This is a genomic window from Dryocola clanedunensis subsp. sulfonylureivorans (assembly GCF_016756775.1).
GTDB classification, from domain to species: Bacteria; Pseudomonadota; Gammaproteobacteria; order Enterobacterales; family Enterobacteriaceae; genus Dryocola; species Dryocola clanedunensis.
This window is the reverse complement of the sequence record NZ_JAERMU010000015.1, coordinates 15,784-38,461: the sequence shown is the minus strand read 5'-3', so window position 1 is coordinate 38,461 and position 22,678 is coordinate 15,784. Positions and strand designations below refer to the sequence as shown.

The following is a 22,678-nucleotide window of genomic DNA, read 5'->3' as shown; positions in this document are numbered from 1 at the left end:
GCGTTGTTCATTTTATGAGTTACGGATCTTTTATTTAAATTTAAACAGTTTTTCAGGTGACATCTCTGGAAATAAAAAAACGGGCCAGGGGTAACCCCCAAACCCGTCTAAGCCAGCAGAAATGCGAATTAACGCATAGTCACAAACTCTTCCGAGCCTGTCGGGTGAATCGCGACAGTGTTGTCGAAGTCTTTCTTCGTGGCACCCATTTTCAGCGCCACGGCGAAGCCTTGCAGCATTTCGTCCATGCCGTAACCGATACCGTGAATACCCACGATCTTCTCATCCGCACCCGCGCAGACCAGCTTCATGCGGCACGGCTGGCGATGAGAGGTGACGGCGGTATACATCGCGGTGAAGGAGGATTTATAGACTTTCACGTTGTCATCGCCATATTGCTCACGCGCCTGCGGCTCAGTTAAGCCTACGGTGCCAATAGGGGGATGGCTAAACACAACGGTAGGAACATTGCTGAAATCCAGGTGCTCATCCGGCTTGTTGTTAAACAAGCGCTCGGACAGTCGGCGGCCAGCAGCAACGGCAACCGGCGTCAGTTCTACAGCGCCGGTGTTATCCCCTACGGCATAAATGCCCGGCACGCTGGTATTCTGGAATTTATCGACTTCGATATAGCCTTTGGCGTTGGTTTTCACGCCCGTCACGGCCAGGTTGAAGCTGTCCGTTGCCGGTTCACGGCCAATTGCCCAAATCAGGCAATCTACGGTTTCGCTGCGGCCATCTTCAAGCTCCAGCGTCAGGCTGCCGTCGGCATTCTTCACTACCGCTTTTGGCACGGCCTGGGTGTGCAGCGTTGGGCCTTCGGTGTTGATGACTTCCAGCAGCGTTTCCACGATCAGCGGGTCGAAGGTGCGCAGCGGCGCGTGTTTACGCACGAACAGGTGTGTTTCAGAACCCAGAGCGTTAATCACACCTGCGATTTCCACCGCAATATAGCCTGCGCCCACAACGGCAACGCGTTTAGGCAACGCTGGCAGCGCGAAGAAGCCATCGGAATCAATACCGTGCTCTACACCAGGGATGTTCGGGTGGCTTGGGCGGCCGCCGGTAGCAATCAGGATATGGTCTGCGGTGATGGTTTCACCGTTAACTTCTACGGTATGCGCATCCACGAACTTAGCAAAGCCGCGAATCACATCCACGTTGTTTTTACCCAAAACATTGTCGTAGGAAGTGTGGATACGGTCGATGTAAGCAGTACGGGCGGCAATCAGTTTGTCCCAGTCGAACTTATTTAGCGTGGTATCAAAACCATAGTCTGGGCCGTAGTTGTGAATCGCCTCGGCGATTTGCGCCGCATGCCACATCACTTTTTTGGGGACACAACCTACGTTCACGCAAGTACCGCCCAGATCTTTTGCTTCAATCAGCGCGCATTTCTGCCCATGCATTGCCGCACGGTTAATGGAGGCGATGCCGCCGCTGCCGCCGCCGATGGCGAGGTAATCATAATGTTTGGTCATCTGCAGGTTTCCATAAGGTGAAAATCGAATAGTCGGATTGTAACGCTTTCGTTCACAAACCCGCAAAGGGTGCTTCTATGGCTGTGATAGGGCGCATCTTTCATGTTTTACCTACGGTTAAATAAGTATTCATAGCATGGATAATTACTTTTTATATAAACTCTTCCTCAGGATGATGACCCGCTGGAAAGGACGATGATGACTAATTTCCGGATCAACAATGATTGTTGACCAAAAAAAGAAAAATGCCAGCCTCTGGTTTGTCTGGTTGGGCTGGATTATTGCCCTCGCCTGTTATGTATTACATTATCCCGTAATGATATTTCTGACTGTCGGTGGGCTTGTATTAGCCCTTCTAAATTTTAATATAATAAAAAATGGATTTAAAATGTTTAAAAAAGAGAGCAAGAGGCCGTTGAAAATAAAGCAGCCTCCGGGGTATCCACTCTGACTACTATGCCATCTGTACCTGAGGAGGCTAGCACTGCCGTACAGCCCGCGCGGCGCTGCACGGTGATTGCTTCGGAATCTGTGTTCACAGGCTCACTGGAGATTGATGGAGATATTCACATTTATGGCAAATTAACGGGAACGGTTATGCTTAAAGATGGCATTCTTCACGTTATGCGTAACGGCTTTATTGAAGGGGATTTTACCGCGCCAAATATTATTATTAACGGGCGCGTATTGGGCACCTGTATCAGCGAGAAGATCGAAATCCTTGAGCATGGTGAAATGGAGGGGATAATTCGCACCAGTGCTTTGTCAATCCGTCCGGGAGGTTCATTTATCGGATCATCAGAGCGCATGCAGATTCAGAATAAAGCGCCGGAGCCTGAACGTGTCGTGAAAATTGATAAAAAGCAGAATGAAAAAACCGCTGAGGATGCAGCGGTTCTTTCTTTAGCGCAGGGCGAGTGAAGCGCCTGATTACTCTGGCACGACCCAGCTCAGGGTCGTTGAACCCGTACCCGCCGGGACCAGCGTTTTGTGCAGCCACGGCAGCACGTTTGTCATCTGCTGCTCAAGCTTCCACGGCGGGTTAATCACGATCATTCCCGAAGCGGTCATGCCGCGCTGGTCGCTGTCAGGGCGCACGGCCAGTTCGATTTGCAGAATGCGGCGAATGCCGGTCTCTTCCAGCTCGCGCAGCATGCGTTTTATCTGCTGACGCAGAACCACCGGATACCACAGCGCGTAGGTGCCGGTCGCAAAGCGTTTGTAGCCTTCGCTGATGCCCTTCACCACGTCGTGATAGTCGGTTTTAATTTCGTAAGGCGGGTCGATCAGAATCAGGCCGCGACGGGATACCGGCGGCAGCTTAGCCTTCAGCTGCGTGTAACCATCGGCGCGCTCTACGCGGGCACGGTTATCCTTCTGGAATTCAGAACGCAGCAGCGGGAAATCCGACGGGTGTAGCTCGGTCAGCTGCAGGCTGTCCTGCTCGCGCAGCAGGTGGCGCGCAATCAGCGGGGAGCCAGGGTAATAGCGCAAATTGCCGCTGTGGTTAAGCGCTTTAACGGCGCTGATGTACGGCTCCAGCTCTTCCGGCAGGCTGTCCTGCTGCCAGATACGGGCGATGCCTTCCATATACTCGCCGGTGCGTTCGGCATGTTCGCTGCTCAGCTTGTACCGGCCAGCGCCTGCATGGGTATCGAGATAAAGAAACGGCTTCTCTTTCTCTTTTAAGGATTCAATAATCAGGCTTTGAACGGTGTGTTTCAGTACGTCGGCGTGGTTGCCGGCGTGAAAGCTGTGGCGATAACTGAGCATGGCTTGCAGGGTTTCCAAAAGACAAAAGAAGAACAACTAATCTGCACAGTATACAGCCTTATGCCCTTCGCCCGGCATTGAAATTAACTACACTAAGCCTCATGTTAAAGAGATTGCCTTTGAGAGCGCCAGATGAGCGCTCAACTTGCCCAATTACAGGAACCGCGCTTATGACTAATCCATTGTTGACCCCTTTCGAGCTTCCTCCGTTTTCTTCCCTCAAACCTGAACATGTTGTCCCGGCCGTGACAAAGGCGCTGGACGACTGCCGTGCTGCGGTGGAAAACGTGGTGGCGCAGGGCGCGCCGTACAGCTGGCAGAACCTTTGCCAGCCGCTGGCGGAAGTGGACGATCGTCTGGGGCGTATTTTCTCGCCGGTCAGCCATCTGAATTCCGTGCAGAACAGCCCGGAGCTGCGTGAAGCCTACGAGCAGACGCTGCCGCTGCTGTCCGAATACAGCACCTGGGTCGGTCAGCACGAAGGGCTGTATCAGGCCTATCGCGATCTGCGTGACGGTGCCAACTATGCCGCACTGAGCGTGGCGGAGAAAAAAGCCGTTGATAACGCGCTGCGTGATTTCGAACTGTCCGGCATCGGCCTGCCGAAGGAAAAACAGACGCGCTACGGTGAAATCGCCGCCCGTCTTTCCGAGCTGGGCTCTACCTACAGCAACAACGTGCTTGATGCGACCATGGGCTGGTCGAAGCTGATTACTGACGAAGCCGAACTGTCCGGGATGCCGGAAAGCGCGCTGGCGGCGGCCCGCGCCCAGGCGGAAGCGAAAGAGCAGGACGGCTGGCTGCTGACGCTGGATATTCCAAGCTATTTGCCAGTGCTCACTTACTGCGACAACCGTGCCCTGCGTGAAGAAATGTACCGTGCCTATGCCACTCGCGCCTCCGACCAGGGGCCAAATGCGGGCAAGTGGGATAACACCCCGGTCATGGAAGAAATTCTGGCACTGCGCCACGAGCTGGCGGAGCTGCTGGGCTTTGGCAACTACGCTGAAAAATCACTGGCGACCAAGATGGCGGAAAATCCGCAGCAGGTGCTGGAGTTTCTGACCGATCTCGCCAAACGCGCGCGTCCGCAGGGCGAAGCCGAACTGGCGCAGCTGCGTGCCTTCGCGAAGAAAGAGTTTACCGTTGATGAGCTGGAGCCGTGGGATATCACCTACTACAGCGAAAAGCAGAAGCAGCATTTGTACAGCATCAGCGACGAACAGCTACGCCCGTACTTCCCGGAAGACCGCGCCGTAGCTGGCCTGTTCGAAGTCGTGAAGCGCATCTATGGCATCACTGCCAAAGAGCGTAAGGACATTGACGTCTGGCACAAAGACGTCCGTTTCTTCGAGCTGTACGACGAGAAAAACGAGCTGCGCGGCAGCTTCTACCTCGACCTGTACGCCCGCGAAAACAAGCGCGGCGGGGCGTGGATGGACGACTGCGTTGGCCAGATGCGCCTGGCAGACGGCTCACTGCAAAAGCCGGTCGCCTACCTGACCTGCAATTTCAACCGTCCGGTCAGCGGCAAGCCCGCGCTGTTCACCCATGACGAAGTGATCACCCTGTTCCATGAGTTCGGCCACGGTCTGCACCACATGCTGACTAAAGTCGAAACGGCGGGCGTTTCCGGCATCAACGGCGTGCCGTGGGATGCGGTCGAGCTGCCGAGCCAGTTTATGGAAAACTGGTGCTGGGAGCCGGAGGCGCTGGCGTTTATCTCCGGCCACTTCGAAACCGGCGAACCGCTGCCGCAGGCGCTGTTAGAGAAAATGCTGGCGGCCAAGAACTATCAGGCGGCGCTGTTTATCCTGCGCCAGCTGGAGTTCGGCCTGTTCGACTTCCGTCTGCACGCGGAGTTTAACCCGCAGCACGGCGCGAAAGTGCTGGAAACCCTGGCAGAGATTAAGAAGCTGGTTGCCGTGGTGCCATCACCGAAGTGGGGCCGTTTCCCGCACGCCTTCAGCCACATCTTTGCCGGTGGCTACGCGGCGGGCTACTACAGCTACCTGTGGGCCGACGTGCTGGCAGCGGATGCGTTCTCCCGCTTCGAAGAAGAGGGGATCTTTAACCGCGAAACAGGGCAGTCTTTCCTCGATAACATCCTGACCCGCGGCGGTTCCGAAGAGCCGATGGAGCTGTTCAAACGCTTCCGTGGCCGCGAGCCGCAGCTGGATGCCATGCTCGACCACTATGGTATCAAGGGATAATGGGCATCAAGGGCTGAACCATTTCGTGAAAATCTGTTTATTGACTGAATCAGGCGCCGACTCCGGCGCCTTATCGCTTTTGAGCGAGCGCTGGGGGCTTACCCACGACGAAGACGCCCCGATGGCGCTGGTACTTACTCCGGAACGCCTCGAACTGCGCAAGCGCGATGAGCCAAAGCTCGGCGGCATTTTCGTCGATTTTGTCTCTGGTGCGATGGCGCATCGCCGTAAGTTTGGCGGTGGCAGAGGTGAGGCGGTTGCGAAGGCCGTTGGTATCAAAAGCGGCTATCTGCCAGACGTGGTGGACGCCACGGCGGGGTTGGGTCGGGATGCCTTTGTGCTGGCGTCCGTGGGCTGCCGCGTGCGGATGCTGGAGCGTAACCCGGTGGTTGCCGCGCTGCTGGATGACGGCCTGCGCCGTGGTTATCAGGACGCGGAGATCGGCGGCTGGCTGCAGGAGCGACTGCAGCTGATCCATGCTTCAAGCCTGACGGCGTTAAGCGATATCACGCCGCGCCCGGAGGTGGTTTATCTGGATCCGATGTTCCCACACAAGCAGAAAAGCGCGCTGGTGAAAAAAGAGATGCGGGTGTTTCAGTCGCTGGTGGGGCCGGACGAAGATGCCGATGGCCTGCTTGCCCCAGCGCGCCTGTTAGCAACTAAACGCGTGGTGGTGAAGCGCCCGGATTACGCGCCGCCGCTCGGGGGAGTTGAAACAAAGAATGCAGTGGTGACTAAGGGACACCGGTTTGATATTTACTCTGGAACCGCGGAATTAGCCTGAAACCAGGGCGGATAAGCTTGCGCCATCCGCCCTCTGTTGAAACTGGCGGATGGCGCTCTCGCTTATCCGCCCTACGGTTAAGAACGATTAATCTTCGTCTTCGTCACGCAGCGGGACAATCAACATATCGATGTGTACGGTGTTGATCAGCTGGCGCGCTGAGGACATCAATTTGCTCCAGAAATCCTGATGGTGGCCGCAGACCACCAGATCCATATCGTATTTCTTAATGGCGTCGACCAGTACCTGGCCCAGGTCACCGCTGCCGCTTAAGGTCTCGGTAATCGGGTAGCCTGCGCCGGTAGACAGCTCGCTCAGCGCATTGTGCGTCTCTTCAGAAATACGCTTTTGCATATCCCCCAGGTTTACGTCGATCAAGCCGGTGTAGAGATCGGAGTAATTTACATCGACATGAATCAGGGAAACCTTCGCGTTGTATGGACGAGCCATAGACACGGCCTTTTCCACCAGGACTTTGCTCTCCGGGGAGAGGTCTACCGCGATCAGAATGTGTTTGTAAGCCATAATTATACTCCTTCCATAAGTTGTCACAGACCTGCCTGGAACCCACGCAGAACAAATTCCGGCGTAAGGACTTCAATTGTAGATGCTATTTCTACCCTATCCCTAATGATAAAACCCGTCAATGCGCCACCCTTTTAAACATTCAAGCCAAAAATAGCGTTTACCGTCTTGATTATGGTTAACCTTATGGCGAAAAAATTAGGGGATCTCCTACACTATTAAAGAAGCCGTTCCGGAAGCGTTATGTGAGCCGGTGGCTTTCTGATTGCTGAACTGTCTGTCGAGGTATTCGGGGTGAGCGGTTGTCCCGGAGCGCTGCTCCGTGGCTACGCCGAGGGGGAAACATGATCAGCACCGTTGCGCTCTTTTGGGCGCTTTGCGTAGTTTGTCTGGTGAATATGGCGCGTTATTACTCTTCACTGCGCGCTTTGTTAGTGGTGCTTCGTGGATGCGATCCGTTGCTTTATCAGTACGTCGACGGCGGCGGCTTTTTTACATCCCACGGTCAGCCCAGCAAGCAGATTCGTCTGGTGCGTTATATCTACGCCCAGCGCTATCTGGACCATCATGATGATGAGTTTATTCGCCGCTGTGAACGGCTTCGTCGCCAGTTTATGCTGACCAGCGCGCTTTGCGGCCTGGTGGTGATAAGCCTGATTGGCTTAATGATTTGGCACTAGGGATAACGAATGCTTAAACAGCACATAAAAAAAAGCGGGACAGTAAACTGACCCGCTTTTTGTTTTTTTGCCTGACGCTACACGAAATGCAGATTTTGTAGGTCGGATAAGCGAAGCGTCATCCGACACCGCAACAACCTACACGAAGTGCAGCGAAATCCAGTACAGCGTGCCCGACAATAAAATCGAGACCGGCAGGGTGAACACCCAGGCCATCAGGATATTCGTGACCGTTTTACGCTGCAGACCCCCACCGTCAACCAGCATCGTCCCCGCAACGGAGGAAGAGAGCACGTGGGTGGTGGAAACCGGCATCCCGGTGTAGCTCGCAATACCGATGGAGACGGCGGCCGTCATCTGCGCGGACATACCCTGCGCATACGTCATGCCTTTCTTACCAATCTTCTCACCGATAGTGGTGGCCACACGACGCCAGCCAATCATGGTGCCACAGCCGAGCGCCAGAGCGACCGCCATGATAATCCAGATAGGGGCGTACTCGATGGTATGCAGCAGGTCAGTTTTCAGCTCTTTCAGGAAGCGTTTGTCTTCCGGCTTGGTTTCCGGCAGCGCAGCGGCTTTCTCAGCGGTATCAGAGATACACAGCAGCAGGCGGCGCATATGGCTACGCTGCTCGACGCTTAGTTTGTCATAGCTGTCGATGTTACCCAGCAACGTTTTGGCGCGTTGTACTGCACCCAGCGCACGGCTTGCGTCGCAGTGGAATTCAGCAGGTTTGCTGGCATCCTTTGCTTCTTCAGGCGTTGGAATGGCCGGATTCAGATCCACCACGTGCTGGATAGCATCACCGTGTTGAGCGTAATACTGCTCAAGGTGGGTGATAGCGTCACGGGTACGGGCAATATCGTAACCAGAGGCGTTCATATTGACCACGAAGCCCGCAGGGGCCACGCCGATCAACACCAGCATGATCAGACCAATGCCTTTCTGACCGTCGTTTGCACCGTGAGAGAAACTTACGCCAATAGCGGAAATAATCAGGGCAATACGGGTCCAGAATGGCGGTTTTTTCTTGCCGTCCTGCTTCTCACGCTCGGCCGGTGTGAGGTGGATACGGCGTTTTTTCTTCGTGCCGCTCCAGTAGCGACGCAGCAAGAAGATGAGTCCGCCCGCAATCACCAGACCCACGATCGGGGAGAGGATTAACGACATGAAAATCCCGATAACTTTCGGGATATTAAGCGCATCGACCACCGAGGAGCCGGTCATCAGTGCGTTGGTCAAACCGATACCGATGATGGCACCGATAAGCGTATGGGAGCTGGAGGCCGGCAGACCAAAGTACCAGGTGCCGAGGTTCCAGATAATAGCGGCCAGTAACATAGAGAACACCATGGCGAGGCCATGTGCGGACCCTACGTTCAACAGCAGGTCTGTTGGCAACATATGCACAATCGCATACGCCACGCTTAGCCCACCGAGCAGAACGCCGAGGAAGTTAAATACCGCAGCCATTGCCACCGCAAGTTGCGATCGCATTGCGCGGGTATAGATGACGGTTGCCACTGCGTTTGCAGTGTCATGAAAGCCGTTGATCGCTTCATAGAAGAGAACAAATGCCAGAGCTAACAATAATAAAAGGCCCGTATGCATATCGAGGCCAGCAAACAAATGTAGCATAGACGTTACGCCATTTTGAGGACATGAACGCGGCGCATTATGTAAGACAACGACCAGATGCGCCAAGAGAAATATAGACTTTTCTTGATGTTCGTCCTGTCAGAGTTAAACAACGAAAATATTTACATTTTGTTTTTCAGTGACCTGCAATTGTTAACACGCTTTAGGCTGGTGCGACCAGCCGCAGATCTTTACAATTCCACCCCTTAAGCATAGACGGGAGTCGGTCGTGGAAAAGTTTGATGCCATTATTATTGGTGCGGGTGCAGCTGGAATGTTCTGTGCGGCAATGGCCGGGCAGGCGGGCAGCCGCGTGTTACTTATCGATAATGGTAAAAAACCGGGCCGTAAAATCCTCATGTCTGGCGGGGGTCGCTGCAACTTTACTAATCTTTATACCGAGCCGGCGGCTTATCTGAGCCAGAACCCGCATTTTTGTAAATCTGCCCTGGCGCGCTATACCCAGTGGGATTTCATCGGCATGGTGGATAAACACGGCATCGCCTGGCACGAGAAAACCCTCGGCCAGCTGTTCTGCGACGACTCCGCACAGCAGATCGTCGAGATGCTGGTGGCGGAGTGCGAAAAAGGTAAGGTTACCACGCGCCTGCGCAGCGAAGTGCTGGGCATTGAGCGCGATGAGCAGGGTTTTACCCTCCAGCTTAATGGGGACAGCGTGCGGACCGGCAAGTTAGTGATTGCTTCCGGCGGGCTGTCGATGCCGGGCCTGGGCGCAACGCCATTCGGCTATAAAGTGGCCGAGCAGTTTGGCCTGAAGGTGCTGCCCACCCGCGCGGGCCTGGTGCCGTTCACGCTGCATAAGCAGCTGCTTGAACAGCTTCAGGTGCTGTCCGGCGTCTCCGTGCCGTCGGTTATCACCGCTGAAAATGGCGTGAGCTTCCGCGAAAGCCTGCTTTTCACTCACCGTGGCCTCTCCGGTCCGGCGGTGCTGCAGCTGTCCAGCTACTGGGAACCTGGTGAGTATGTGAGCGTTAACTTACTTCCCGACACCGATCTGGAGGCGTTCCTCAGCGAGCAGCGCAACGACCACCCGAATCAGAGCCTGAAAAATACCCTCGCGATGCAGCTGCCAAAACGCCTGGTGGAGTGCCTGCAGCAGCTGGAGCAAATCCCGGACGTCACGCTAAAACAGCTTAACGTTCGCCAGCAGGAAGAGCTTTGCGATAAACTGCAAAACTGGCAGGTACAGCCCAACGGCACGGAAGGCTATCGCACCGCAGAAGTGACCCTCGGCGGGGTGGATACCAACGAGCTGTCATCCCGCACCATGGAAGCCAAAAAAGTGCCGGGCCTGTACTTTATCGGCGAAGTGATGGACGTCACCGGCTGGCTGGGAGGCTATAACTTCCAGTGGGCGTGGAGTTCGGCCTGGGCCTGCGCTGAGGCGCTGCGCTAAGATTGCCCCTCGATTCGCTATATAATAAGCTATATAGCGAATCCACTCCTTGCCCTGAAGCTCCCTATGCAAACCATTCGCAGTATCGCGCTCGCTTGCGCCACGCTTTTCCTCGCTTTTTCTGCCCATGCGGATCGCGTTATCACCGACCAGCTGGGCCGTCAGGTTACGTTGCCCGACCATGTTGACCGGGTTGTTGTCCTGCAGCACCAGACGCTAAACCTTCTGGTTCAGCTTGATGCTGATAAAGACATTGTTGGCGTGCTGAAGAGCTGGAAGAAACAGCTCGGCCCTGGCTTCGCTCGTTTCATGCCCGCCATAAATTCTCTGCCGATGCCCGGCGACCTTACTCAGGCTAATATTGAAAGTCTGCTGGCGCTCCATCCGCAGGTGGTGTTTGTCGCCAACTACGCGCCTGCGGAGATGATCCAGCAGATTCAAACTGCGGGCATTCCGGTGGTGGCGATTTCGCTGCGTAAAGATGCGGCGGGGCAGCAGAACAAAATGAACCCCACGATGAAGGACGAAGAGCAGTCCTACAACGAAGGGCTGAAGCAGGGGATCCGCCTGATTGCCGACGTGGTTGACCGCAATACCCAGGGCGAGGCGCTGATTAAATACGCCTTCGACGCGCGGGCAAAATACAACGCGCCGGTGAGCGGTATTCCGGATAGCAAAAGAGTTCGCGTTTATATGGCGAACCCCGATCTGAATACTTACGGATCGGGTAAATACACGGGCCTGATGATGAGGCACGCCGGGGCGCTGAACGTGGCCGCCGCAAGCGTGAAGGGCGCGCGGCAGGTTTCGCTGGAGCAGGTTTTACAGTGGGATCCGCAGGTGATCTTCGTGCAGGATCGCTACCCACAGGTGGTGACGCAGATCATGAACGATCCCAACTGGCAGGCCGTTGATGCGGTGAAAAACCATCGCGTGTGGCTGATGCCTGAGTACGCTAAGGCCTGGGGCTACCCGATGCCGGAAGCGCTGGCGGTTGGCGAACTGTGGATGGCGAAAAAGCTCTATCCGAAAGCCTATACAAACGTGGACGTTGATGCCCTGGCACAGGACTACTATCAGCGTTTCTACCGGGTAACCTGGCAGTCCGATGCTAAGCCGTAAATCAGACCTGTTTCTGCAGCCGGCGCTGATCGTTTCGGCGCTGGTGCTGGGTATTGGCTCATTGTGCCTGGGGCAGTATCCGCTGGCCCTGAGCGACGTTTTCCACCAGCTCATCCACTTCTCCCATCCTGAAGGCATGGCGAGCCAGATTGTCTGGTCCGTCCGGCTGCCGCGCGTGCTGATTGCGCTGCTGGCGGGTGGTGCGCTTGGCTTATGCGGCGCTACGTTGCAGGGGGTGTTTCATAATCCGCTGGTGGATCCGCATATTATCGGCGTCACTTCCGGCTCCGCTTTTGGCGGCGCGCTGGCGATTCTGCTTGGCCTGCCGCCGATTGCGATGATGGGCTCAACCTTTGCTTTTGGCCTCACCGCGCTGATTCTGGTTTACGCGATTGCCGCGTTACAGGGGCGGGAAAACGCGCTGATTCTGATCCTCTCCGGCATTATTCTGAGCGGCTTTTTTGCCGCGCTGGTGAGCCTGATCCAGTACCAGGCCGATACCGAAGAGACGCTGCCCAATATCGTCTTCTGGCTGCTGGGCAGCTTTGCGACGGCGAACTGGCACAAAGTCGCGATGCTTGCCGTCCCGGTGGCGCTTGCTACAGCGCTGTTGTTCCAGCTGCGCTGGCGCATAAATTTGCTCTCGCTTAATGATAAGGACGCCAGGGCGCTGGGCGTGAGGGTGGTGCCGCTGCGGCGGACGGTGTTAGTTTGCTGCGCGATTCTGGTTGCGGCCCAGGTCGCCGTGAGCGGCAGCATTGCCTGGGTTGGGCTGGTTATTCCGCATCTGGCCCGCCTGCTGGTCGGGGTCGACCATCGCCGCCTGCTGCCCGCGTCGTTCTGGCTCGGCGGCTGCTTTATGATTGTTGTGGATGACCTGGCCCGCACCCTGACGCAGGCGGAGATCCCGCTGGGCATCATCACCGCGCTGCTCGGCGCGCCGCTGTTCACCTTCCTGTTAATCCGCTCCAGCCGTAAGGCCCGCCAATGACATCCACAACGCTGAGCGTTCAGCAACTTCAGTATGGGCACAGAGAAGCGCTCTTCGAGCCGTTAACTTTCAGCTGTAAGCGTGGAGAAATCTGGGCCGTACTTGGACGCAACGGGTTGGGAAAAAGCACCCTACTCGACACGCTGAGCGGCGTGCTAAAGCCGCTGGGCGGGAGTTTCAGCAGCGAAGGGGGCGTGGGCATTGTGGCACAGCATTTTCACCTGCCGTTTCCCTATACCGTGCGCGATGTCGTGCTAATGGGGCGGGCGCGCCACGTCGGGCTGTTTTCCCTGCCGGGACGCAGAGACGGTAGGCGAGTCTCCGAGGCACTCGAACAGCTCAATATCGGTCATCTGGCTTCGCAGACATTCACGGCGCTCTCCGGCGGCCAACAGCAGCTGGTGATGATTGCCAGAGCGCTTGTTACCGCCAGCCAGACTCTGCTGCTGGATGAACCCTGCTCGGCGCTGGACCTGGCCAATCAGCAGGTGGTTTTGCAGCTGATAAGCGATCTGGCCCACCGGCAAAACCGCTGCGTGGTGTTCAGCACCCACGATCCCGTTCACGCTCAGCAGGTGGCGACGCATACGCTGCTCCTGCTGCCCGAAGGGAAATGGCTGGCGGGGGAAACCGATGCCGTTCTGACCGAAGAGAACATGCAGCGCGCTTACGGCCTGCCGCTCCGCAGGGTCAGCCTGGAAGGGTCTTCAGCGTCCTGTCTGGTGCCGCTTTTTACTATCGATAAGTAGCGGGCAAAAAGCCTGCTGCGGTCAGAATATCCTGTCCCTCGCGATCGGTAATGAACTGAGCCAGCGCGCGAGCTTCTTTTGACTGGCTTAGCAGCCCTAGCTGGTATTCGCACAGAATATTGTGCTCGTCGGGAATAGTAATGCTTTGCACGTCCGGCTGGTCTGCCAGCGCCAGCCCGTAGTGGGCATAGCCGATAAACACGTCTGCCAGCCCCCGGCGAATCACCCACGCGCTCGCCAGCTCGCCTTTCGGCACACTTAAGGTATCCCTGCCGCCGACCAGCTGAAACGCTCTTTTCTTAAGTTTTTCACCCAGCCCCGGCTCGAGCCGTTCAAGCCCGTCGAACAGCGCCCAGGTGTAATCCCCCGATGGGTCGCAGCCTGGCGTTGAGGTTCCGATGCGTAAACCCGGGTTGCGCAGCAAATCCAGCCAGTTTGCTTTGTGGCGAGCCGTCAGGCTCAGGCGATTCCAGGTAAAGGTCTGTGTGCTGAATGCTTTGTCCGCAGCTAGCAAGGCCTGTGGATGAGCGCGATTAGCCGAAGCAAAAAGCGCGCACGGTTCGCCCGCCTCAATGCGCTCTTTTAGCAGCCCTGCCGGGCCATACTTTACGTCTACTGCGATGCCCGTGGCCTGAGTGAAGCGCTGCATCAGCGGAGTGAAGGCCAGCCGCAGGCTGCCTGCTGCCAGGACAGGTAAAGGAGATGTCATTTGTCACTCCTGACCAGTGCGGTTGTTTTATCCAGCAGCCAGGGCCGGAGATAGCCAACAGTATTCGACAGCGGCAGAACATCTTCATGCAGATGAATGTTCAGCACATTTTTAAGGTATTTCCGGCGAGCCATAATACGTTGCCAGAGCGGCGGGTATAGCGTGGCGATTTCCTGCCGCAAAGTTTCGTCCGCCAGTGCGATAGTGTCTTCTATACTGGCTCCCGCATAGCCTTTACGGGACGGAATAATATCGATTTGTAGCAGCATGCCGCTTGCAAGAAGGATCTCCGACTCGGGTGAAATGGGCGAACATAGCCACTCTTCATCAGCTACCAGATGCCCCGGATTCAGGTGCCAGTGATATTCTGCTTTCGGTAAAACCCGCTCAATCAGATCGTAGATTTCATGGCCCTTAACGCCAACTTTGATGTATTCCAGCCAGCTGACTACCGCGTGGTAATAAGGGATGGCAACCACATCAAGATAGTCCCGAACTTCAGGTTCAAGCTCATCGGCGTTATTGACTACGTATGCCGCCCGGCTGGTCAGCCCGCCTTTATAGCTCACGGTTAACGAAAACTTATCGCCGCGCTGAATCTGTTTATCGGATGGGTAGAGATTGGCATTTTCGAAGCGCTCGCCCGTTGCGGCTATGGTGACGACATTGTTCAGCTGCCCGTCGGCTGCGAGCAGGGCCGCTATCTCTTTCTCCGTTTTCCCTGCTTCCACGGCATTTAGCGCAGTTAACGCGGCGCTCGAGGCCAGATTTGCTCCGTATTCATAATGGGCAATTTCATTGGCGTTGTTGACGGTTCTTGCACCAAACCACGGTGAAATAAAGATATCTGTCGCATTCAGCAGGAGGGTATCAGCCCCCAGGGCCGACTGAATTGCCTGAAAAATAAAAGTTGGGATATCAAACAGAGACTTGTTGTCTTCACTATTAGATGTAAATAGTTTCCAGCCAGCAATACCCACACGCTTTTGATCGTTGAGCCCCGCACTGCGCAGAACTTCTTTCAGTGTCAAATCGGTGTCCATTGGCTGGTTTGGCAAGGAGAACCACGGGGCGTGAACGACATCAGCGGGAATGCGAGAGTGCTGTGCCAGCTTGAGGTTCTCATTACCGAGGACGAGGACAGCTTTCCCATTACGATGCAATACCAGCAGCGCCTCCTCGAAGCGTGGGATAAACCCGGTCAGGTATTCAAAATTACCGCCGTGTTCTTTATCGGCATAGACAATAAGCGTGTCGAGCTGCTGGCTGGCCATTTGCTGGAGGACTTTGCTGTGCCGTTCCTGAATTGTCCGGGCGTGCAGCGTCATGCTCGGCAAACCAGGATAGCTCGCTGGCTGCTCTACGGAAGTAAGGCGAAAGGATGAAGGAGAAAGCGGCATAACAAACTTTTCCATAAATCAATTGAAGTTGTTTCCCGAGCATACCATTTCTTCTGGTTTGAAAATGGACGAGCAGCATACTTCCGATGGCATAGAAATAAAGTCGCTTAACTATGATGAAACCTTTTTGCGTTGGTAATACAAAGGGATGACAAACTCGATTTTTACGCGATAGCCGCCTGCCTCTGTACGAACAATAAAGTCATCCGGTATCCCTAGCGTGCCAAGTTTTGTCTTAAGCGATTGTAACACCTGCCACAGACGCTGGCTGGATGAGCTAAGATGATAATTATCCCAAACTTCTTTAAGTATTTCATCGACAGAGATTAAGCGATCGGTGCCCCTGTTCAGAAAAAAAATAAATAAACGCATCATGGTGGTTTTGAGAATGATTGTCTTACCGACGTTCTGGACGGTGATAGAAGTAATTGTAGACTCTTTTATATTAACCAATGCTGTATTGTAAAGATTGTAGCCAAATAACACCATATCACGATTGTCTTTATTGCTGGTGCTACCGGGAGGCCACGAACTGGCTTCGCTACCATTAAGATTATTTTTCGATCCCTGATTGCTATACAACGTACACCTCGAATAAATTCGTAAGCATTGCGTGAAGTTAGTGTCTGATGAGAGGATATCCAATCATAGCCTTAAGATAAAACTAAAGTGTCTTATTTGAATGTTAAAATGTATCCTGGGGTCTTTAGACGGCTAACGAAAGGCAATAAATGTAAAATAATATATTTTTTATCTTTATATCAATGACATGTGTTTTTGTTTTATTTTTTAATCATGTGGCTAATCTTTTAACCTGGTACAAATTATTTGAATTTTTTTTGAAGGTGATGATTCGAATATAAAAAAGAATGCGTGCAAAAAACGCGGGCGTTTGGACATCTCGACATGTTTAGCCTTTCATCTTGAAAGAATTTTAAGCAAACATCTTCTTTGTGTTTCGTACCGCTGGGATTGATAAGGTCTGGGCAATTATGCCCAGACTTATTACATAATTAGTGCAGTTACCAGTTCCACCTGATGCCAATATTTCCGCCCCAAGGCGACTCGATCTTGTCACCTTTGCTGTAACGGGCATCAAGGTATACCTCAACATCTTTACTTAACTGCGATGACATACCCGCACCATATTCACTGCGTAAGCCAGACATATCGTTGGTAAAATTATTACCATTAATACTGACTGCATTGTTATCTGAGAACTCCTGAATAACGGCGGCGCGCAGCCATGGTTGCAGCGTGATGCCGTTGCTGAGCGTCAGGTTATGGCCCGCCACGGCATTTAGCGCGGCTTGCTTTGAAGTGGCTTGTTGGCTGTCGGCTTTCAGGTCATTGCTGAAACGGTAAGAATCACCTTTTACCCACAGCGCAGAGAGCTGCGCTGACGGCTCAAGGAACCAGCCGTTTTCAAAATTGATCTGACGTCCCACTTCTAATGACGCACCAAAGCCCGGCACGCTGTAGCCACCGTCCGCTTTGCTACCATCACTCATGCGTACATCAGCCGTGCTGGTAAAGTTATTTGCTTTGGCAACCGCGTCAATAAACCAGCCGGAGTTTAGCAGCCAGGTACTGTAACCGCCGACGAAGAAGCTGTTGATGGAACCGGTGCTGTCACTGGCAAAGTCCAGGTCACTATGGCTGTAGCCACTAAAAATGCCGCCTATCTGTACGCCATTCTCAATATCTTTCGTGCTGTCCAGGCCAACAGATATCCCGGACTGGTTTTGCTGATAGCCCACGCCGGCTCGATTATCAACATCATAACGGTTGCCGATTAACCGTACCCATGTCCCCCCTTGTTTATGGCCATCTCGCATCTCGCCCATACGGGTTCGCAGCGTAGTCAGTTCCCCATACCAGACGGTTGGCGTTGCGTTGAACAACCCTAACGCCGTAACGGTAGTTGGCGTTGGTACCGGGTCGGGATTCGGATCTGCATGCTTTTGTGCCAGCACCCAGTCATCGCCACGCTGCTGCAGCTCATACTGATATGTCCCGGCATCAACGACTCCGCCTTTCAGGGTGAACGCAGCGTTACCGCCATGGGTATCAACAACCGTCAAGGCCTCATCGGTTTTACCCGGCTCACGACCGCTGTTCTTAATAGACAGCGAATGATTACCCGTTGCAGCGCCGTTACCGTTCACCACGAGCAAATCCCCTGACAGACTTGCCAGGTCGGTATTCATTGCAAAACTGCCGCTGCCGCTTAGTGACCCCAGCGTCAGGGTATGGAATGAGGCGTCGGCATGGCGGAAGTTAACAGCGCCATTATTACTGAAAGACCCAATATCCGAGTTGCCGGTCAGCTCCCAACGGCTGCTGTTATCGAGGCTCAGGGTATCAAGCTGGCTTACCGCACCGGTCAGGCTTGAGTTCTGCCGCAGGTCCGCCGTGACTCTGTTCTCTGTTGCCGCGCGAATATCTCCTGCCAGTGAAACATTGTTTTCAGCGGTGATATTGACTTCGCCATTATTCGCCTGGCTGTCAGGAGCGACGGCTGAATCCTCCAGCAAAATACCGTTGCCCCCGGTCAGGCTAGTGCCATTTCTCAGAGTCAGATCGAGAGAGGTACCATTAGTAATGATGGCGCTTCCCTGAGTTGCCGTTAATGCCACATTATCCAGGGTGACCTGATTGCCCACGCCGGTATTCCCACTCGCTAACAACCCCCCGGCTGAGGTACCGGATGCTGACAATGTGCTGTCAGCCAGCTCGATTGTCCCTTCGAGAGCCCACAGCGCGTGGCTATTGGCCCCGGTGGTCTCCAGCTGAATGTTTTTACCCTGGATGGTGGAGCCTGTGTTAGCCAGCAGGCCCGCGGCGCTACTGCCTGAGGTGGCCAGTTTCACATTGTCGAGATCGATACTCCCACCACGTGCGGCATGCACACCTATGGCGCTGTTGCCAGAAGTCACGATCTCCAGCGCCTCACCCTCTACCTGTGATTCACTGTATAAACCATATGCACTTGCGCCTGAGGTGGTCATCTTGCTGTTCTTTACGGTTGCCGGACCATACTGTGCGTCAAAAGCTATAGCATTCGAACCGTGTGTGGTGAATTCCGTACCGTCTACCGCTGCAGAGGCCGTTTTATTGGCAATCCAGATACCATCGGCATAGTCACCCTGGGTAGTCACGCTGCCGCCTTTGACCGTTGCGGTTGAGTTGTTGTTAACGTTGATGCCCATACCATTATTAGTGTTAATGGTGGTGTTATTGAGAATGATATCTCCCATCAGGCTATATACGGCATCGCCATCCTGGGTTGTAATGGTGCTGTCATTCAGGGTTAGTTTGCCGTGTCCGCCGTTGGCGTTATAAACGTTGACGCCCTGGTTTTTATTGGCAGATGAGATCGTGAGATTTTTGCCTTCGACCGTACCATTACCGAGTTTTATCCCGGCCTGCATCCCTTCGCCTGTTAGCAGGATTTTGACATTGTCCAGCGTTGCGCTGGCTTCCCCTGGCGTGGAGTAAGCTAGTGCGATACCGTTACTTTCTGCTCCCGTGGCCAGAATGCTGCTGTTGGCCATAGTCAGTGTACCGGTCGTCATTGTGACGCCGCTGCTGGAAGCACCGTCAGCCGCGATGGCAAGATTGGCAAGTTCAGCCGTTGCTCCCTGCTTGCCGTAAATCCCGGAGCTGTTTTCTCCTGAGACGGTAATACTTCCGCCGCTCATCTCCAGGTGCCCGTTGTTCAGATTGGCGCCATGTGCAGAGGAACCACTGGTAACAAGTTCTGATCCATTTAGCTGAATTGTCCCGCCGTTGGTCGCACTGGCGGCGTACAAATTATTGCCAAACGTTCGGAAATTAAGGCTGGGGACCGTGGTATGCAGCAGGCTTCCTGCTCCGTCAGAGATAAGTGGATAATCCAGCGGAGTAGAAGCGGTATAGCCACTAGTCACATTTAGCTGCGCTCCGCCCGTTGCTTTCCAGGGGGATTCGGCTAATGCGACAGAGGGAACATTGCCTGCAACCAGGGCAAGTAAACAACGTTGACTAAGCAGAGATATTTTTAACATCGCCATATCGATTCCTTGATGTGGTTTGATAATTATGACCGGATGCAGTCTTTGCCATTCCGCTTTACTACGGTGTTGGTTAACGCAGCTGAAGAGAAAAATTTGCTTCGCTAATTTGCTTAGAGGCAACGCGTGCGCTGCGCTCTGTCAGAACTGGCTCAAGCTCAAGACGAGCGCTAAAGCTTTTACCTTCCACAGGCTGATGGCCTTTGACCAGCGTGAAGCTTTGTCCGGCCTGAAGCGTCAGAGTATTAAATGGTCCGTCTATCAGTACCCCATCGGGTGTGCTGGTCATGATTTGAACATCATTGCCGTCAAGCTGCGGATTGCTCAGAGTGACACGCAGCTTGTCGTTTGCACCGTAGCGGAAGTTGCCGCCCGTGGTGCTATCTCCCTGGACGGTAATACGCATCACCTGGCTAAACGTGCACACCACGCTGTAGCTGAGCTGGCGTTTACCCGGGGTAAGCAGTTGGTTATTACCTTCTACGTCCTGTAGCTGCCAGCGGGATTTGTTCCCATAGTCCACAAAGGGGGTGCTGACCGATAGCTGGCATTTCTCAGTGGCGGGCGGCAGTAGCTGATTATCCTCGAAAGCTCGTGGAGAAGATGGCATTGCGCAAACGGCCTGGCTTAGCCATAAAAATGTCGAGCCTGCTATCAGCAAAGCGGGAGTTATTCTCATTTTTTAATCCTCTTAGCGGCAAACCGCGTCGTAGGTTTCGTATAGCTCTTGTACTTCCTGGGTTTCAGGCAATTTGAGCGTAAATGCGCACAGTGTCTGACCAGAAGCCTGAACGTCCAGCTTCATGCCAGGCCAGGTATCCGGCAGGAATACCTGTCCTTTATCGCCCACAACGGTGACAAAATTATCTTTATCGTCAAAAACGCTGGCACCGTGTGGAACCGGTTTTCCTGTGGCATCCAGTACCGTTGCCAGCACGCGCCGGGTGTGAATAATGTCGAAGTTGACATAGCTCACGGCGCCGCGTGCCAGTTCGGTTTCCTGCAATGCGTTGCTTATATCCACATTTTTACCCAGCGAGCGGGTATCCACCTGAACCGATGATTTCTGATAGCCCCGTAATGAAGGCAACACGGCGTAACCGCGGAAATCTGTCCAGGCTGGTCCTGATGGGGTATCGATGCGTACGCCTGCATCATCGCCAACTTTGGCGACAGCGAAGGTGTCACTGACCTGGTAAGGTGAGAGGGTTACGCCATGAGCGTGAGCCACCAGGCTGCCGCTGGCTCGCGCTGACCAGTTGGTCAAATTGTCAGAGTCCTGGCTAACGCTGCCGCTAAGCTGGCTGACAGGTGTCACCATATCCATGCTGCCGGTGTACGAGTTTTTATTGCTACGATAATCCCGATCCGCAGACAGACTGTAGCCTCTGTCCTGAGAGGAGCGCTGGCTGAACCGTGTCCCGGCACGAGTGCCGTTGTGGGCGTTGTTCATATAGCTGCTGATATTCCCGTTGCCTAACGGGATGCTAAGGGAGAGATAAATGCGATCGTCACCTTTGTTGTCAGCAGTGCCGCTATCGTGGTCGACAGACAAACCGAGATAAGCGCTGCCAAACTGACGGCTCCAGCCGCCGCGCAGATAGGTTGTGCTCTCATTGTCAAAGGTGCTGGAACGCGCCCAGGAAACGGAGAAATTGCCCAGCCATTCGTGGCTCCAGCTAATCCCTGCGCCATACTGGTTATGGGTGCGCCCACTCGTATCCTGATTGTCATCCTGCACCGCATCGTTCAGCTCGCGATACCCCGAAGTGTTCTGAGACATATTAAGGCTGAGGCTGAGACGCTCTATCAGGTTGTGGCTAAGCGATGTATCAACGGAAACGCCGCTGTCGTTGTGTTTACTGTCCTGCGCGACGGTCGTCTGAATCGAAAGTGACGTTGAGTTAAACGGTTGGGCGTTTAAATTTGCCGCCCCTGCGTTGTAAAGAGATGAGCCGAGCAGGCCTGCGTTCAGCGACGTGGTTGGCGTCAACAGCCAGCCCGTCGCCACGGTGCCAAGCAGCGGGGATTCATCGCTCCCATCCTGATCGAGCTTACCTACCCCAAAAGAGAGACCAGGCACCGTGGCTGGGCCATTGAGCGCAAAGGAGGCGGCGGGAACGGTAAATTGACGAATATCGCCGTTATTCCCGGTTAAGGTCACAGCAAGGTCGGTGCGTGAATTCAGCAGTGAAAAGCCCTGTAGATGGAAGGGCCCTGCGGGTACCGTTGTGCTGTAAAGCAGAACGCCTGACTGACGCACTTCTACTACAGACTGCGTGTCGGCAATGCCGTCGACGAGGCCTGCGCCCTTACGGGTGTTTGTCAGCGCGGTTTCCGGAAAAAGCTGGGCGCCCAGCACCTGGCCGGTACCGAACATCGAGTTGGCCAGGTTGATTTGCCCGGCCTGTAAGACTTTCTTAATGCCATCAAAGCTACGCTGTGCGTAGGCGGACTGATACTGAAAAGTATCTTTGCCATTAAGGCGAGAAAAGTTCTGACGGCTACGCACAATCCAGTCATGGACATTAAATCCACCTTCAGAGTTCAGCTGCATGAAATTCGTCCCGCTGCTGCTGCCTGCAGAATCCATATATTGCGCATCGTAATTGAGCATGGCGGCAGCGCCGCCGTGGATCCAGTTGCCGCTGCTCGCACTTGTATCCGCAACATACTGCGGCGGCACAACCAGATCGACCCGTACCTCGCCCGGATCGAGGTTCAGCTCGGTCTGTGGCCAGGCGGATTTAAGATCGTAGCAGGGAGCCTTTGCATCAAAACCGGCAGGTTTTACCAGGCCAGCTGCTTTAATGAAGGGTGCATCGACGCAAAGTTGACCTTGTTCGTTAAAACGTGCGGCAACACGCCCCTTGCCGCTGCCGTTAACGGTCAGTGTTACCTGCGTGGTACCTGTCATGAAGCGAGGCGCCTGCTTAAAAGCCTGCGCCAGCTTTGGATCGATCCCCCGGGCCTGCATCGCCTGAATATCAAATTCAATATCATCCGAACTGTTCTGCACCTCATCAGCCGCTGCGCTGGCAGAAAGGGTGAAGGCTGTTGCTAACGCCAGCGATAGTGCCGAGCGCGTTGGCCATTTTTTGCGGTGAACGGGGTGGGGGCTTTTCACTTACTGCCCCT

Annotated in this window: 19 protein-coding genes; 9 read left to right on the top strand and 10 right to left on the bottom strand. The window is 54.4% G+C overall.

Annotated elements, in window-relative coordinates; genetic code table 11:
• Positions 1–128: 128 nt before the first annotated feature.
• A complete protein-coding gene (gorA, locus tag HYQ67_RS15975) occupies positions 129–1,481 on the bottom strand; it encodes a glutathione-disulfide reductase (protein ID WP_202305021.1) in 1,353 nt (450 codons plus the stop codon).
• Positions 1,482–1,701: 220 nt separating this feature from the next.
• Here gorA and HYQ67_RS15970 point away from each other — a divergent pair, with 220 nt between their 5' ends.
• Entirely contained in the window at positions 1,702–1,932 is a 231-nt protein-coding gene (locus tag HYQ67_RS15970; RefSeq protein ID WP_202305020.1) for a hypothetical protein, read from the top strand.
• A gap of 62 nt (positions 1,933–1,994) precedes the next feature.
• The gene (locus tag HYQ67_RS15965; protein ID WP_202305019.1) at positions 1,995–2,402 is read left to right on the top strand and encodes a polymer-forming cytoskeletal protein; all 408 of its coding nucleotides are present in this window, start codon (positions 1,995–1,997) and stop codon (positions 2,400–2,402) included.
• A gap of 9 nt (positions 2,403–2,411) precedes the next feature.
• Here HYQ67_RS15965 and HYQ67_RS15960 read toward each other — a convergent pair whose 3' ends face one another.
• Positions 2,412–3,254 (bottom strand): 23S rRNA (adenine(2030)-N(6))-methyltransferase RlmJ, encoded by an 843-nt coding sequence (locus HYQ67_RS15960; RefSeq protein WP_202305018.1) that lies wholly within the window; start codon positions 3,252–3,254, stop codon positions 2,412–2,414.
• Between the two features lie 170 nt (positions 3,255–3,424).
• Between HYQ67_RS15960 and prlC the strand changes: the two genes are divergently transcribed.
• Together prlC and rsmJ are read left to right on the top strand one after the other, a co-directional pair.
• Complete coding sequence (prlC, locus tag HYQ67_RS15955) at positions 3,425–5,467, top strand: oligopeptidase A (protein WP_202305016.1); 2,043 nt, start codon at positions 3,425–3,427, stop codon at positions 5,465–5,467.
• 25 nt (positions 5,468–5,492) lie between these two features.
• Positions 5,493–6,251, top strand: a complete 759-nt coding sequence (gene rsmJ / locus HYQ67_RS15950; protein ID WP_202305014.1) for a 16S rRNA (guanine(1516)-N(2))-methyltransferase RsmJ — start codon at positions 5,493–5,495, stop codon at positions 6,249–6,251.
• An 87-nt stretch (positions 6,252–6,338) separates the two neighbouring features.
• Here the strand turns inward: rsmJ and uspA are convergent, their stop codons facing one another.
• Positions 6,339–6,776 carry a universal stress protein UspA gene (gene uspA / locus HYQ67_RS15945; protein ID WP_202305012.1) on the bottom strand — a complete coding sequence of 146 codons (438 nt, stop codon included), beginning with the start codon at positions 6,774–6,776 and terminating at the stop codon, positions 6,339–6,341.
• A gap of 344 nt (positions 6,777–7,120) precedes the next feature.
• Between uspA and uspB the strand changes: the two genes are divergently transcribed.
• Positions 7,121–7,456: a universal stress protein UspB gene (gene uspB / locus HYQ67_RS15940; protein WP_202305010.1), complete on the top strand. Its 336-nt coding sequence runs from the start codon at positions 7,121–7,123 to the stop codon at positions 7,454–7,456.
• A 138-nt stretch (positions 7,457–7,594) separates the two neighbouring features.
• On the opposite strand, the gene pitA is transcribed toward uspB, so the two are convergent.
• A complete protein-coding gene (gene pitA, locus HYQ67_RS15935; RefSeq protein WP_202305008.1) occupies positions 7,595–9,097 on the bottom strand; it encodes an inorganic phosphate transporter PitA in 1,503 nt (500 codons plus the stop codon).
• A 229-nt stretch (positions 9,098–9,326) separates the two neighbouring features.
• On the opposite strand from pitA, the gene HYQ67_RS15930 reads away from it, so the two are divergent.
• The 4 genes from HYQ67_RS15930 (at position 9,327) to HYQ67_RS15915 (ending at position 13,376) form a co-directional block, all read left to right on the top strand.
• Entirely contained in the window at positions 9,327–10,514 is a 1,188-nt protein-coding gene (locus tag HYQ67_RS15930; RefSeq protein ID WP_202305004.1) for an aminoacetone oxidase family FAD-binding enzyme, read from the top strand.
• A 66-nt stretch (positions 10,515–10,580) separates the two neighbouring features.
• Positions 10,581–11,636 carry an ABC transporter substrate-binding protein gene (locus HYQ67_RS15925; RefSeq protein WP_202305003.1) on the top strand — a complete coding sequence of 352 codons (1,056 nt, stop codon included), beginning with the start codon at positions 10,581–10,583 and terminating at the stop codon, positions 11,634–11,636.
• Positions 11,623–12,627 carry a FecCD family ABC transporter permease gene (locus tag HYQ67_RS15920; RefSeq protein ID WP_202305002.1) on the top strand — a complete coding sequence of 335 codons (1,005 nt, stop codon included), beginning with the start codon at positions 11,623–11,625 and terminating at the stop codon, positions 12,625–12,627. Before HYQ67_RS15925 ends, HYQ67_RS15920 begins: the two co-directional genes overlap by 14 nt.
• On the top strand, positions 12,624–13,376 hold the full coding sequence (locus tag HYQ67_RS15915; RefSeq protein WP_202305001.1) for an ABC transporter ATP-binding protein: 753 nt from the start codon (positions 12,624–12,626) through the stop codon (positions 13,374–13,376). The genes HYQ67_RS15920 and HYQ67_RS15915 overlap by 4 nt, the downstream gene beginning before the upstream one ends.
• On the opposite strand, the gene HYQ67_RS15910 is transcribed toward HYQ67_RS15915, so the two are convergent.
• The 6 genes from HYQ67_RS15910 to HYQ67_RS15885 all read right to left on the bottom strand — a co-directional run bounded on the left by HYQ67_RS15910 (position 13,363) and on the right by HYQ67_RS15885 (position 22,667).
• Positions 13,363–14,085: a substrate-binding domain-containing protein gene (locus HYQ67_RS15910; protein ID WP_202304999.1), complete on the bottom strand. Its 723-nt coding sequence runs from the start codon at positions 14,083–14,085 to the stop codon at positions 13,363–13,365. The two genes, HYQ67_RS15915 and HYQ67_RS15910, sit on opposite strands and share 14 nt — an antisense overlap.
• The gene (locus HYQ67_RS15905) at positions 14,082–15,485 is read right to left on the bottom strand and encodes a M24 family metallopeptidase (RefSeq protein WP_202304998.1); all 1,404 of its coding nucleotides are present in this window, start codon (positions 15,483–15,485) and stop codon (positions 14,082–14,084) included. Before HYQ67_RS15905 ends, HYQ67_RS15910 begins: the two co-directional genes overlap by 4 nt.
• Before the next feature lie 111 nt (positions 15,486–15,596).
• Positions 15,597–16,067 (bottom strand): winged helix-turn-helix domain-containing protein, encoded by a 471-nt coding sequence (locus tag HYQ67_RS15900; RefSeq protein ID WP_202304994.1) that lies wholly within the window; start codon positions 16,065–16,067, stop codon positions 15,597–15,599.
• A gap of 440 nt (positions 16,068–16,507) precedes the next feature.
• Positions 16,508–19,540: an autotransporter outer membrane beta-barrel domain-containing protein gene (locus tag HYQ67_RS15895; protein ID WP_202304992.1), complete on the bottom strand. Its 3,033-nt coding sequence runs from the start codon at positions 19,538–19,540 to the stop codon at positions 16,508–16,510.
• 73 nt (positions 19,541–19,613) lie between these two features.
• A complete protein-coding gene (locus tag HYQ67_RS15890; RefSeq protein WP_202304990.1) occupies positions 19,614–20,219 on the bottom strand; it encodes a DUF1120 domain-containing protein in 606 nt (201 codons plus the stop codon).
• Between the two features lie 12 nt (positions 20,220–20,231).
• Positions 20,232–22,667, bottom strand: a complete 2,436-nt coding sequence (locus tag HYQ67_RS15885; RefSeq protein WP_348519217.1) for a fimbria/pilus outer membrane usher protein — start codon at positions 22,665–22,667, stop codon at positions 20,232–20,234.
• Positions 22,668–22,678: the final 11 nt, after the last annotated feature.

Excerpts from the sequence above, each read along its gene's own strand:
- HYQ67_RS15960 (WP_202305018.1), bottom strand. The coding sequence starts at position 3,254 with ATGCTCAGTTATCGCCACAGCTTTCACGCCGGCAACCACGCCGACGTA.
- prlC (WP_202305016.1), top strand. The coding sequence starts at position 3,425 with ATGACTAATCCATTGTTGACCCCTTTCGAGCTTCCTCCGTTTTCTTCC.
- HYQ67_RS15915 (WP_202305001.1), top strand. The coding sequence starts at position 12,624 with ATGACATCCACAACGCTGAGCGTTCAGCAACTTCAGTATGGGCACAGA.
- HYQ67_RS15970 (WP_202305020.1), top strand. The coding sequence starts at position 1,702 with ATGATTGTTGACCAAAAAAAGAAAAATGCCAGCCTCTGGTTTGTCTGG.
- HYQ67_RS15905 (WP_202304998.1), bottom strand. The coding sequence starts at position 15,485 with ATGCCGCTTTCTCCTTCATCCTTTCGCCTTACTTCCGTAGAGCAGCCA.
- gorA (WP_202305021.1), bottom strand. The coding sequence starts at position 1,481 with ATGACCAAACATTATGATTACCTCGCCATCGGCGGCGGCAGCGGCGGC.
- HYQ67_RS15895 (WP_202304992.1), bottom strand. The coding sequence starts at position 19,540 with ATGGCGATGTTAAAAATATCTCTGCTTAGTCAACGTTGTTTACTTGCC.
- pitA (WP_202305008.1), bottom strand. The coding sequence starts at position 9,097 with ATGCTACATTTGTTTGCTGGCCTCGATATGCATACGGGCCTTTTATTA.
- HYQ67_RS15890 (WP_202304990.1), bottom strand. The coding sequence starts at position 20,219 with ATGAGAATAACTCCCGCTTTGCTGATAGCAGGCTCGACATTTTTATGG.
- HYQ67_RS15920 (WP_202305002.1), top strand. The coding sequence starts at position 11,623 with ATGCTAAGCCGTAAATCAGACCTGTTTCTGCAGCCGGCGCTGATCGTT.
- uspA (WP_202305012.1), bottom strand. The coding sequence starts at position 6,776 with ATGGCTTACAAACACATTCTGATCGCGGTAGACCTCTCCCCGGAGAGC.
- HYQ67_RS15925 (WP_202305003.1), top strand. The coding sequence starts at position 10,581 with ATGCAAACCATTCGCAGTATCGCGCTCGCTTGCGCCACGCTTTTCCTC.
- HYQ67_RS15910 (WP_202304999.1), bottom strand. The coding sequence starts at position 14,085 with ATGACATCTCCTTTACCTGTCCTGGCAGCAGGCAGCCTGCGGCTGGCC.
- uspB (WP_202305010.1), top strand. The coding sequence starts at position 7,121 with ATGATCAGCACCGTTGCGCTCTTTTGGGCGCTTTGCGTAGTTTGTCTG.